This is a genomic window from Roseateles sp. P4_D2 (assembly GCF_056401875.1).
Genome location: NZ_JBFUIM010000015.1, coordinates 154,320 through 165,352, shown reverse-complemented (window position 1 = coordinate 165,352; position 11,033 = coordinate 154,320). Strand labels below are relative to the sequence as shown.

Sequence of the window (11,033 nt, the reverse complement as noted above, 5' to 3'; positions counted from 1 at the left end):
GTGCGAGGGCCTGCTCCACCGGCCGCCAGCGCCAGCCGCTCATGGCGCCGGCGTCGTCGCGTCCAGCCGGGCGCGCAGCTGGGCGCGCACCTCGGCCAGCTCGGCCGGCAGCTGCTCGGCCGAGAAGTTGGCGTCGATCTCGCGCAGCACGGTTTCCAGCCGCACCGGGGCGGGCTCGCCCGCCGGCTCCAGGCAGGCGCGGGCGGTGTCGAGCAGGCGGGCGATGCGCGAGCGCGGCTGCAGCGTGGCTTCCTCGACGGCGTGATGCAGATGGGGGTGCTCGGCCAGCGCGAACACCTCCTTCAGCGCATCGCGAGCCTGCTGCTGGGCCGCCTGGGTGGGCAGGGCGTACAGCACCGGCCACAGGTCCGAGGGCTGGGCCTGCAGGCGCCCGGCCAGCACGGCGGCCGCGGCGACCAGGCGCTGGGCCTTGACGATGCGGCGGTCGGACGGGCGGATGCCCACGGCGCGCAACTGGCGCAGCGCGTCGGCCAGGGCCGGGCGCACAGCGTCCATCTGCACCTGCTGCAGATGCCGGCTCAGCAGGTCCAGATGGGCCAGGGCACCGCTGTCGTCGATGTGGGCGAAGTCGGAGCGCCAGCCGCCCTGCAGCAGGGATTCGAGCTGCTCGTCGGGCACCGGTTCGACGAAGGCATGCAGCAGGAAGCGGTCGGCAAAGGCGGCAAGGGCCTCGTCGTCGGGCAGGGCATTGGCCGCGCCGACGCAGACCCGCAGCGGGCAGGGCAGCTGGGTGTGGCCGCGCCGGAAGCGCCTTTCGTTGAGGATGCCCAGCAATGTGTTGAGGATGGCCGTCGAGCCGAGGAAGACCTCGTCGAGGAAGGCCACGTCGGCCTCGGGCAGCATGCCGGTGACGTCGGTCTCCACCGTGCCCTCGCGCAGCTTGCGCAGGTCCACAGGGCCGAAGAGTTCCGAGGGCTCGGTGAAGCGGCCCAGCAGGTATTCGAAATAGCGCCCGCCGAGGGCCTGGGCGACGCGGCGCACGACGGCGCTCTTGCCGGTGCCGGGCGGCCCGACGACCAGCAGGTGCTCCTGGGCCACGGCGGCCAGCACGATGAGCTCGGCCAGGGGTTCGCGGCCCACCAGGCCCACGGTGGCGGATTGGATGGCGGCGCGCAGATGGCGCGCGGCGTCTTGCAGGGCGTTCATGGCAGGTCCGGCCTGGTGCCGTTCTTGGAAATGTGGCGTCGGCCGACGTTCGCTGACGCCGCTCCTCCCGAGGCCTGTGGCGGCGATTGTCGTCGGTGCGGCGCCGCCGGCGGTCCCTGCATTCACGGTGCTATGGTGGGCCGTCCTCCCTGCATTCCTGCCATGAACGTGAGTCGAATCCTGTCCACCGTGCTGCCGCTGTTTGCGGGTCTGGCCCAGGCTGCCGACGCCCCCGTCGCACCGCCCCCTGCCGAGCCCGCCTACGCCACCGTGCGGCCCATGATTGCCGACCAGCAGCGCCTCGTGGCGCCGAATGCGGTCGAGATCAGCGAGGCCGTCGAGCTGGGTGGGCTCAAGCAGTGGGTCACCATCCGCGGCGCCGACAAGGCCAACCCCGTGCTGGTCTATGTGCACGGTGGGCCGGGTGCCGCCGAGATGGGGCGCAGCTGGCCCTACCAGCGCGGCTGGGAGGACTTCTTCACCGTCGTGCAATGGGACCAGCGCGGCACCGGCAAGACGCTGCGCCATGGGGGCGAGGCGGCCAACAAGGCCTCGCTGACGCGCCAGCAGATGGCGGACGACCTCATCGAGCTGATCGCCATGGTGCGCAAGCGCCTCCAGGTCGAGCGCGTCGTCCTGCTGGGCCATTCCTGGGGCAATGTCATCGGCCTGGACGCGGCCATGGCCAAGCCGAGCTGGGTCAGCGCCTATGTAGGTGTGGGGCCGTTGATGAATCTGCAGGCCAACGAAAAGGCGCAATATAAGGCGCTGCTGGCCGAGGCGCGCAAGCGCCATGACACGGTCGCGTTGACCGAGCTGGAAGCCATCGCGCCCTATCCCGGCGAGGGCGAGATCCCCTTCGCCAAGGTCAATGTCGCGCGCAAATGGGTGATGGCCTATGGCGGCCTGGCCGCCTATCGCGACAACGCCGATTTCTACTTCCGCGCCGCGCGGCTGTCGCCCTATTACGAGTTCGAGGACCGCCTGGCCATCGACCAGGGCGGCCAGCTGTCGGTGCCGGCCCTGCTGCCCGACATGCGGCGCGTCGACCACACGCGCATCCGCGAGACGCGCTTCCCGGTCTTCATGTTCCTCGGCCGCCACGACCTGACGACGCCGTCCTCGGTCATCGAACCCTGGTTGACCCAGCTGAAGGCGCCGGTGAAGAAGCTCGTCTGGTTCGAGCACTCGGCGCATCTGGCGCCCCACGAGGAGCCCGGCAAGTTCCTGCTCGCTCTGGTCGAGCAGGTGCGTCCGTTGGTGCGTTAGTACCAGTACGCCGGATACGCCCGCCGCGTGGCCCGGTGATAAAGCACCGCGACGACCACCATCGTCAGCGCACCAAACAGCGTGGGAAAGAGCAAAAAGCCCCACTTGGGTGCGACGAGGAACACGATCACGGGATTGGAGCCCGCGGGTGGGTGCATCGTCCGCGTGAGCATCATCAATGCCACCGAGACCGCCGCGGCCACGGCGAGCGACCACCACGCCGGGCCGAATACCGCCAGCACCGCCAGGCCCACCGCTGTGCAGATGAAATGCCCACCGATGACGCTGCGGGGCTGCGAGAAGTGCAGCTCCGGGAAGGTGAACATCATCACTGCGGTCGAGCCGAAGGAGCCCAGCAGCAGCAGCACGCCCAGGTTGAACGAGCCGATCGCCAGCACGCCAATGATGGTGAACACGCCGGCGCAGGCGAGGACGCCCTGGCTCAGGGTGTAAGTGGGCGCCCTCGTGGGCGGATGCACGACGGGCGCCGGCGCCGGCGCAGGCGGGCGGGCCACGACGTCGGGAGCAAGCTCGCTCATGGATGTCCTCGGCAGGTCTCGGAGTCGCAGCAAGGAGCGCGCCAACTCAGGGCATAAAAAAGGGGGCAGGCCTGCAGCCTTGCCCCTGAGAACGCCACCGACACCTCTCAGCGATGGCGAGGAGAGCGAAACGAGGCCTCAGGCCGGGTTGCTGGCCGGCGTGCCGGGCACGGCTTCCAGCTCACCCGATGCGCGCGCCTTGCGGCCGTAGAAGATCTCGAACAGCGGCGTGGCCATCATGGTCGTCACCACCGCCATCAGCACCAGCATCGAGAACAGGGCCGGGCCGATGATGCCCTTCTGCAGGCCGATGTTGATGATGATGAGCTCCATCAGGCCGCGCGAGTTCATCAGTGCGCCGATGCCCAGGGCGGTGCGGTTGTCTTCACCCGCCATGCGGGCCGCCAGATAGCAGGCGCCGAACTTGGCCAGCACCGAGGCGACCAGCACACCGGCGGCGATCAGCAGCAGCTGCGCCGAATTGATCATGTCCAGGCGCGTGTTCAGGCCGGAGTAGGTGAAGAACATCGGCAGCAGCAGGATCACCGTCAGCGGCTCGACCTTCTTCTTCAGCTCGGCAGCGAACAGGCCGCGCGGCATGACGGCGCCCAGGATGAAGCCGCCGAAGATGGCATGGATGCCGACGGCGTCCATGATGAAGGCCGACGTGCAGAAGCAGATCAGCGTGATGCCCAGCACCGTGTTGCTCATGTGGCCATCACGCTCGACCATGCGGCCCAGCGGGGCCAGCAGCTTCTTGCCGAACAGCATGACGAAGGCCGCCCACAGCACGCCGCCGCCGATGGCCAGCACGGCCACGCCGGGGCCCGCACCAAAGGCCGCCAGCACCAGGGCCAGCACGCACCAGGAGGCGGCGTCGTCGAAGGCGCCGGCCGTCAGCGTCAGGGTGCCCAGCGAGGTGTTGGCCAGGCCCTGCTCGTTGATGATGCGGGCCAGCATCGGGAAGGCCGTCAGTGCGATGCAGGCGCCCATGAACAGGGTCGCATTCGCCGTGGAGATGCCTTCGGCAAACAGCCCGGGAACCTGGAGCAGCAGCGGTGTGATCAGGAAGGCGATGAAGAAGGGCGCCGCGATGCCGGCGAAGGACACGCCCATCGCGCTCTTCGCCTTGGTCGCGAAGTGGTCCAGTCGCAGCGTCGTGCCGACCAGGAACATGTACAGCCCCACACCCAGCTGGGCACCGGAGTACAGCACGCTGCGCATCTCCTTCGGGAAGATGGCGGACTGCACGTCGGGGAAGAACAGGCCCAGCAGCGACGGGCCGAGGATGACGCCCGCGATCATTTCTCCAACCACCTGGGGCTGGCCCAGGAATTTGCGGCCGGCCCAGCCAACCACGCGGCACGCCAGCATGATCAGCCCGAGCTGCAGGAAGAAGTGGACGCTGAAATCGCCCGGCGCGTAGGTCTTGGCGGCCGCGGCCGCAGCGGGACCATGCTTGGCGAACACGTCGCCCATGATGGCAAGAAGGTCGAATTCCATGGCTGTTCCTGTAGATTTTTTGCCGTTGCCACGCACCGCCGCGCGGTTTTGTACAACGTTGTCTGCCTCTTTTGGTGAAAGCGCTCTCACCACGTGGAACACTTTGCCAGCCGGGTTTTCAATATCCATTGGGTCGAACAGATCCGGGCCTATGTACCTACATCCCAATTGCGCGGTTGCAGGTAGGTAGGTACATTGGCGAGGCCATGAAACTGCTCACCAGCCGCGATTTCAACCGTGACGTCAGCCTCGCCAAGCGGGCGGCGCAGGTCGAGCCGGTCGTCATCACCGACCGCGGCCAGCCCACTCATGTGCTGATGAGCATTGCCGAGTACCGCCGCCTGACCGGCGAGGGCGAGAGCATCCTGGAGCTGCTGGCCATGCCCGAGGTCGTGACGATCGATGCGGCCGACGCCGCGGCCGATGGCGCCTGGGATCACCGCGAAAACCTCCCCTGAGGGCGCCATGTTCCTGCTCGACACCAGCATCGTTCTCGAACTGCGCAAGGCCAAGGCCGGCCAGTCCGACGCCGGCCTGGCCGCCTGGGCCGCCGGCCTGCCGCGCCAAAAACTCTTCATCTCGGCGCTGAACCTGCTGGAGATCGAGAACGCCGCCGCCCGCCTGGGCCGCAAGGACCGCGCCGCCGGCCTCGTCGTGCGCGACTGGATCGATAGCCGCGTCATTCCCGCCTTCGAAGGCCGCGTGCTGCCGGTGGACGCGGCCGTCGTGCGCCGCCGGGCCCAGCTGCCCTATGCCAATACCCGCGACGGCCTGCTCGCCGCGACGGCGCTGGAACATGGCCTCACCTTCGTCACCCACCGCGTCTCGGCATTCCGCGTCGGGCGCGTGAAGCTGCTCAACCCCTCCGGCTACGTCGCCCAGCCCAGTGACGAGGACGAGGACTGGAGCCATGGCGCCCAGACCGGCCAGCAGTGGCTGAAGAACCTCTATACGAGAGCATGAACAAGCGACGCATTCTCATCGTCGGCGGCGGCACGGCCGGCTGGCTGACCGCCGCCTACCTGGCCAAGGCCCTCAAGCTGTCCGAGCGCAGCCACCTGGAGGTGACCGTGCTGGAGTCGCCCGACATCAGCAGCGTCGGCGTCGGCGAAGGCACCTTCCCCACCATCCGCAGCACGCTCCAATTCCTCGGCATCGACGAGGCGCGCTTCATCCGCGAGACCTCGGCCACGCTCAAGCAGGGCATCCGCTTCGTCGACTGGGCGCGCACGCCCACCGCGGGCCAGCATCAGCAGTTCTTCCATCCCTTCGAGGCGCCCTTCTACACGGAGGATCTCAACCTCGTGCCCTACTGGCTGCTGCAGGACGAGGCCGGGCGCATGCCCTTCGCCGAGGCCATGACGCTGCAGGTGCGCGTTGCCGAAGCCCACCGCGCGCCCAAGCGGGCCGGCGAGGCGCCCTATGCGGCGCCGCTGAACTACGCCTACCACTTCGACGCGCTCAAACTCGCCAAGCTGCTGGCCGCGCGCGCCCGTGAGCTCGGCGTGCGCCACGTCGAAGGCACGGTGACGGACGTGGTGCTGGATGCGACGGGCGCCATCGCCCATCTCGACACCGCCCAGCTGGGCCGTTTCGAGGCCGAGCTTTATATCGACTGCACGGGCTTTCGCGCCGAGCTCATCGGCCGGGCGATGGGTTCGAACTTCAAGTCCGTGCGCCACCAGCTCTTCGTCGACCGCGCCCTGGCCTGCAAGGTGCCGCTGGATGCCAATGCGGTCATGGAAAGCTCCACCATCGCTACCGCCCACGAGGCGGGCTGGTTGTGGGAGATCGGCCTGAACGGCGCGCGCGGCATCGGCTGCGTCTATTCCAGCGACCATCTCAGCGACGACCGTGCCGCCGACATCCTGCGCGGCTACTGCGGCGCGGGCAACGAAGACCTGGCAATGCGCAGCATCCCCTTCACGCCCGGCTACCGCGAGCAGCAGTGGGTGAAGAACTGCGTTGCCGTCGGCCTGTCGGCCGGCTTCCTGGAGCCGCTGGAGGCCACCGGCCTCGTCCTCATCGAGGCGGCCGTCGGCATGATTGCCGAGATGCTGCCGCACAGCGGCCCCATGCACGCACCGGCGCGGCGCTTCAACGAGCTGATGACGGCGCGCTTCGAGAACATCATCAACTTCCTGAAGCTGCACTACTGCCTGAGCCAGCGGCAGGAGCCCTTCTGGCGCGACAACGCCGCGCCGGCCACCATCCCGGATCGACTGGCCGGCTTGCTGGAGGAGTGGCAGCTGCGCCCGCCGGGCCGTTTCGACTTCGTGCTCGACACCGAAACCTTCGCCTTCTTCAACTACCAGTACATCCTCTACGGCATGGGCTTCGCCACCGACCTCAGCGCCGGCCGCAGCGATTTCCCGCAGATGGTGGACGCCGACAAGCTGTTCGCCAAGATCCAGCGTTTTGCCGACCGCGCCATCGCCGATCTGCCCAGCCACCGGGCGTTGATCCAGCAGATCAACGCGGGGCGCTGAAGGCCTGGGGCGGCGAGGGTGTGTCCAGGGGCCTGAGCGCCTTCTGCCACCAGCCCACGTCGCGCCACTCGCCGTTCTTGAAGCCGACGTTGCGATACACGCCCAGGGCTTCGAAGCCCGCCGCCTCGTGCAGGCCCACGCTGCCCGCATTGGGCAGGGCGATGCCGGCGAAGGCCTGGAAGTAGCCGAGCTCGGCCAGCAGCGGCAGCAGCTTCTCGTACAGCGCCCGGCCGACGCCCTGGCCGCGTGTGTCCTCGCGCACGTAGACCGTCGTGTCCACCGACCACTGGTAGGCGGCGCGTTCGCGGTGCTTGCTGGCATAGGCATAGCCGCAGATGGCGCCGGTCGCGTCCTCGGCCACCAGCCAGGGCAGGCTGGCCAGCGTCTTCTCGATGCGGCTGCGCATCTCCTGCGCGTCCGGCGGCTCCGTCTCGAAGGAGATGCTGGTGTGGGCCACGATGGGCGCATAGATGGCTGCGACGGCGGCGCCGTCCTCGGGGGCGGCAGTACGGATCTTCAAGGCGGGTCCTCCATGAATGGCTGGGTGGTGCGCGCGGGCACATGGATGAAAAGCAGGGCCGCCAGCGCGCTCAGGCCCAGGCCGGTCGACAACCACAGCACGCCGGTTCCGAAGTCCGCCAGCAGCAGGCCGAACAGCCATGGCGCCAGCGCCTGCGCCAGACGCGCCGGCAGCACGAGCAAGCCCTGGCGCTGCCCGTAGCCCAGCGGCCCGAACAAGGCCAGCGGCAGCGTGCCCTTGGCGATGGTCAGCACGCCGTTGCCCGCGCCATGCAACAGCGCAAACACCATGGCGGCAGGCGCGCCGATGACGGCCAGCAGGGCCGCGCCCAGCGGATGCATCAGCGCCGCGGCGCGCGCCGACTGCAAGGGGTGCAAGCGCCGCAGGAAACCGAACTCCAGCAGCCGCCCCGCGACCTGGGCCGGGCCGACCAGGGCGCTGATCAAGATGACCGCCGCTGGCGTGGCACCCGCGGCGTCCAGCAGCCGTGGCAGATGTGCAGCCATCGCCGTGCTGATGAACCACGTCACCGCGAACACCCAGGCCAGCAGCGCGGCGGTCCGCATCGGCGGCGCTTCGCCGTTCGCAGCCGCTGGCGCCTGGGTGGACACCGCCAGCGCCGCGGCCTTGGGCAGCCAGGCGTTCAGTGGCAGGCCCACCAGGAGATGCAGCCCCGCCCAGGCCCAGCAGGCGCCGCGCCAGCCGAAGGTGTGCTCCAGCGCCGCCGTCAACGGCCAGCCGACGGTGCTGGCAAAGCCCGCGATCAGCGTGATGCCGGTGATGGCGCTGCGCGCGTCATGGCCGTACAGCCTCACCAGCGACGCGAAGGCTGCCTCGTAGAGCCCGCTGCCCATCGCCACGCCCAACACCAGCCAGGCGGCGAAAAGCCCGGCCGGCCCATCGGCCAGGGCCAGCAGCGCCAGGCCGACGGCGAACAGCAGGCTGGTCACCATCAGCACCGGCCGGCCGCCCCAGTGGTCGATGCGGCGGCCCGAGTGCGGCCCAACGATCGCCGAGACGACCAGGGCCGCGGAAAAGGCCGCGAACACCGTCGGCTCCGACACGCCCAGCTCCGCCGCCATCGGCCGCGCCAGCATGGCCGGCAGGTAGTAGGTCGAGGCCCAGGCCAGCGTCTGGGCCGTGCCCAGCGAGCCGACGACGCGCAGGCGGCTGGCCGCCATGCTCAGCCGCAGCAGCGCGAGGCGCGCTCCGGCGCCGGCTTGGGGGCGCAGCTGCTCGGGCCGCAGCCCGACTTGGGCGCGGCCACGGCCACCACCGCTGCCGGGCCGCAGCAGCCGGACGCTTCGCCTTCGACCGCCAGGTTGACCGAGCAGACACCCGTCTCCGGCAGCTCCAGTTCGACCCGGTCCGCCGCCGTCAGGTCGCCCGCGATAGCGGCGACGACCGAGCGCGCCTGCTCGAAGCCCGTCGCCATCAGGAAGGTCGGTGCGCGGCCATAGCTCTTCACGCCCACGGTGTAGAAGCCCGGCTCCGGGTGGGCCAGCTCGCGGTGGCCATGCGGGCGCACCGTGCCGCAGCTGTGCAGGTTCGGGTCGATCAGCGGCCCCAGCGCTTCGGTGGATTCCAGCCACGGGTCGAGCTTGACGCGCAGCTCGCTGGCCAGCGACAGGTCGGGGCGCTGGCCGGTCGCACAGATGATTTCGTCGACACCGTCAACGACGACGGGCTGCTGTCTCGGGTCCAAACCGCTGAGGCGCAGCTGCCCGCCCACGCGCTCGATCCGCGTGATGCGCAGGCCAGCGAAGAACTCCAGTGCACCGCCATCGTGCAGCCGGCGCAGCGACGTGCCCAGCGCGCCGCGGGCAGGCAAGGCGTCCGCGTCGCCACCGCCGAAGACGCGCTGCAGCGTCGGCGTGCGCACGGCCCAGGCCAGGCGCGTGCCGGGCGACTGCCTGGCCAGTTCGGCCAGCGCCAGCAGCGCATTCGCGGCCGAGTGGCCGGCGCCGACGACCAGGGTGCGCCGCCCCTCGTAGCGCGCCCGCTGTGCGCCCGTCACGTCCGGAATGCCGTAGAAGATCTGCGCCCCTGCCTCGGTCTCGCCGATGGCGTGCAGGCCGTTGGCGCCGACCGGATTGGGCTGGTTCCAGGTGCCGGTTGCGTCGATGACGGCGCGGGCGCGCAGCTCGTGCACTTCGCCGCCTTGCTCGTAGCGGATCAGGAAGGCAGCCTGGTCGCGCCCGGCGCTCTTGACCTTGTCGAAACCCTCGCGGCTGACGGCCACGACGCGTGCGCCCAGCTTCAACGCGCCGGCCACCTGCGGCAGGGCCGCAAACGGCTTGAGCACGCGCTCGACCACCTCGCCGGCCTTGGGCAGCTCGGCCGCCGGCGGCGCTGTCCAGCCAGTGGGCAACAGCAGGCGGGCCATCGCGGGGTCGACGTCGAACTGCCACGGCGAGAACAGCTGCACATGGCCGTAGTCGACGAGATTGGCGCCCACCGTCGCGCCGGCCTCCAGCGCGACAAACGGCAAGCCGCGCTCGATGAGCTGGGCGACCGCCGCCAGCCCGACCGGCCCGGCGCCAAGCACCGCGACCGGCAGCGCGCCATCGGCGACCGGCGCTTCACGCAGCACCAGCGTCATCAGTGCCGCACAGGCCGGGCAGGCGCCCTGGAACTCGGCCGAGGCTTTCAGCGCCTGGGGCGCCTCCTCGATCTTGATGCGCTTGAAGCCGTATTGCGCGAAGTACTCCGGCGCCGTGACGGTCAGCAGATAGAGGGCCGCGATGTCGCGCGAGCGGGCTTCCTGCAGCAGCCGCTCGACGAGCAGGCGCCCGATGCCCTGCTTGTGCAGGCCCGGCGCAATGGCCACCGAGCGCAGCAGCGCGATGGTTCCGGCGACATGGCCGTAGACCTCGGCGCCGGCGCAGCCAACGACCTCGCCATTGCTGATGGCAAGCAGATAGGTGGGCAGGTGCGCCTGCGCGCCCTCGGTGGGCAACTTGTTCGCCAGCAGCAGGGCTTCGATGGCGGGCCAGTCGGCGGCGCCGGCCTGGCGCAGGGAGGGGGTGTCGTTCAACAGCATGGTTTGGAATCCTGGATGGGCTCCTTCAGCACTTGGGGCGGCAGGCAGCAGGTCGCGGCCGGGTCTTCGCGCAATGCCTTCAGGAGCGTCAGCAAAGAGGTCTCGACGGCGGCGCGTTCGCGCTCGCTCAGGGATGCCAGCAACTGCTGGGCATGGTCGTCGAGGGTCTGGTTCAGCTCACGGACGGTGCGTTCGCCGTCGGCGGTGAGCGTGACGAGCCAGCTCCTTGCGTCGAGCGGGTTCGGCTCCTTGCTCACCAGCCCACGGGCTGCCATGGCCTCCACGGCACGCGACACCCAGCTCTTCTCCAGGCTGACCCGCGTGCCCAGTTCCGACAGCGGCAGCGGCCCGGAGCGGCCCAGCTCGGTCAGCAGATGGCATTGCGTGCTGGTGGTGCGGCAGCAGTCGGCCACGACGCGCTGGGCGCGGGTGTACAGGCGCGCCACTTCGCGCAACAGGCTGCCGGGGGCGGACTCGGTCATTTGGGTGTGTATAGCAACTAT

General features: G+C 69.7%; 11 protein-coding genes. 4 read left to right on the top strand and 7 right to left on the bottom strand.

Features of this window, described 5'->3' with window-relative positions:
- Nucleotides 1–39: 39 nt before the first annotated feature.
- Nucleotides 40–1,167: an AAA family ATPase gene (locus AC1DW0_RS25045; protein WP_477948666.1), complete on the bottom strand. Its 1,128-nt coding sequence runs from the start codon at nt 1,165–1,167 to the stop codon at nt 40–42.
- 162 nt (nt 1,168–1,329) lie between these two features.
- On the opposite strand from AC1DW0_RS25045, the gene AC1DW0_RS25040 reads away from it, so the two are divergent.
- Nucleotides 1,330–2,436: an alpha/beta fold hydrolase gene (locus AC1DW0_RS25040; protein WP_477948664.1), complete on the top strand. Its 1,107-nt coding sequence runs from the start codon at nt 1,330–1,332 to the stop codon at nt 2,434–2,436.
- Here AC1DW0_RS25040 and AC1DW0_RS25035 read toward each other — a convergent pair.
- The gene (locus AC1DW0_RS25035) at nt 2,433–2,975 is read right to left on the bottom strand and encodes an HPP family protein (protein WP_477948662.1); all 543 of its coding nucleotides are present in this window, start codon (nt 2,973–2,975) and stop codon (nt 2,433–2,435) included. The genes AC1DW0_RS25040 and AC1DW0_RS25035 overlap by 4 nt on opposite strands.
- A 138-nt stretch (nt 2,976–3,113) precedes the next feature.
- On the bottom strand, nt 3,114–4,478 hold the full coding sequence (locus AC1DW0_RS25030; RefSeq protein WP_477948660.1) for a cation:proton antiporter: 1,365 nt from the start codon (nt 4,476–4,478) through the stop codon (nt 3,114–3,116).
- 206 nt (nt 4,479–4,684) lie between these two features.
- Here AC1DW0_RS25030 and AC1DW0_RS25025 point away from each other — a divergent pair, with 206 nt between their 5' ends.
- The 3 genes from AC1DW0_RS25025 to AC1DW0_RS25015 are packed head-to-tail and all read left to right on the top strand — an operon-like array spanning nt 4,685 to nt 6,967.
- On the top strand, nt 4,685–4,936 hold the full coding sequence (locus AC1DW0_RS25025) for a type II toxin-antitoxin system Phd/YefM family antitoxin (protein ID WP_056191539.1): 252 nt from the start codon (nt 4,685–4,687) through the stop codon (nt 4,934–4,936).
- Between the two features lie 7 nt (nt 4,937–4,943).
- The gene (locus tag AC1DW0_RS25020; protein ID WP_056191541.1) at nt 4,944–5,441 is read left to right on the top strand and encodes a PIN domain-containing protein; all 498 of its coding nucleotides are present in this window, start codon (nt 4,944–4,946) and stop codon (nt 5,439–5,441) included.
- The gene (locus AC1DW0_RS25015; protein WP_477948657.1) at nt 5,438–6,967 is read left to right on the top strand and encodes a tryptophan halogenase family protein; all 1,530 of its coding nucleotides are present in this window, start codon (nt 5,438–5,440) and stop codon (nt 6,965–6,967) included. The genes AC1DW0_RS25020 and AC1DW0_RS25015 overlap by 4 nt, the downstream gene beginning before the upstream one ends.
- On the opposite strand, the gene AC1DW0_RS25010 is transcribed toward AC1DW0_RS25015, so the two are convergent.
- Genes AC1DW0_RS25010 through AC1DW0_RS24995 form a run of 4 tightly spaced genes read right to left on the bottom strand, consistent with a single transcriptional unit; the run spans nt 6,951 to nt 11,012 of the window.
- Nucleotides 6,951–7,487, bottom strand: coding sequence for an arsinothricin resistance N-acetyltransferase ArsN1 family B (locus AC1DW0_RS25010; protein WP_457445807.1), 537 nt, complete (start codon nt 7,485–7,487; stop codon nt 6,951–6,953). The genes AC1DW0_RS25015 and AC1DW0_RS25010 overlap by 17 nt on opposite strands.
- Nucleotides 7,484–8,668 carry an MFS transporter gene (locus AC1DW0_RS25005; protein WP_477948655.1) on the bottom strand — a complete coding sequence of 395 codons (1,185 nt, stop codon included), beginning with the start codon at nt 8,666–8,668 and terminating at the stop codon, nt 7,484–7,486. Before AC1DW0_RS25005 ends, AC1DW0_RS25010 begins: the two co-directional genes overlap by 4 nt.
- Before the next feature lie 2 nt (nt 8,669–8,670).
- Nucleotides 8,671–10,530: an arsenic resistance N-acetyltransferase ArsN2 gene (gene arsN2, locus AC1DW0_RS25000; protein ID WP_477948653.1), complete on the bottom strand. Its 1,860-nt coding sequence runs from the start codon at nt 10,528–10,530 to the stop codon at nt 8,671–8,673.
- A complete protein-coding gene (locus AC1DW0_RS24995; RefSeq protein WP_056191549.1) occupies nt 10,521–11,012 on the bottom strand; it encodes a MarR family winged helix-turn-helix transcriptional regulator in 492 nt (163 codons plus the stop codon). Before AC1DW0_RS24995 ends, arsN2 begins: the two co-directional genes overlap by 10 nt.
- Between the last annotated feature and the right edge of the window lie 21 nt (nt 11,013–11,033).

Bases quoted from the DNA above. Each gene is read 5' to 3' on its own strand.
- arsN2 (WP_477948653.1), bottom strand. From the start codon at position 10,530: ATGCTGTTGAACGACACCCCCTCCCTGCGCCAGGCCGGCGCCGCCGAC.
- AC1DW0_RS25030 (WP_477948660.1), bottom strand. From the start codon at position 4,478: ATGGAATTCGACCTTCTTGCCATCATGGGCGACGTGTTCGCCAAGCAT.
- AC1DW0_RS25005 (WP_477948655.1), bottom strand. From the start codon at position 8,668: ATGGCGGCCAGCCGCCTGCGCGTCGTCGGCTCGCTGGGCACGGCCCAG.
- AC1DW0_RS25040 (WP_477948664.1), top strand. From the start codon at position 1,330: ATGAACGTGAGTCGAATCCTGTCCACCGTGCTGCCGCTGTTTGCGGGT.
- AC1DW0_RS25020 (WP_056191541.1), top strand. From the start codon at position 4,944: ATGTTCCTGCTCGACACCAGCATCGTTCTCGAACTGCGCAAGGCCAAG.
- AC1DW0_RS25015 (WP_477948657.1), top strand. From the start codon at position 5,438: ATGAACAAGCGACGCATTCTCATCGTCGGCGGCGGCACGGCCGGCTGG.
- AC1DW0_RS25035 (WP_477948662.1), bottom strand. From the start codon at position 2,975: ATGAGCGAGCTTGCTCCCGACGTCGTGGCCCGCCCGCCTGCGCCGGCG.
- AC1DW0_RS24995 (WP_056191549.1), bottom strand. From the start codon at position 11,012: ATGACCGAGTCCGCCCCCGGCAGCCTGTTGCGCGAAGTGGCGCGCCTG.
- AC1DW0_RS25025 (WP_056191539.1), top strand. From the start codon at position 4,685: ATGAAACTGCTCACCAGCCGCGATTTCAACCGTGACGTCAGCCTCGCC.
- AC1DW0_RS25045 (WP_477948666.1), bottom strand. From the start codon at position 1,167: ATGAACGCCCTGCAAGACGCCGCGCGCCATCTGCGCGCCGCCATCCAA.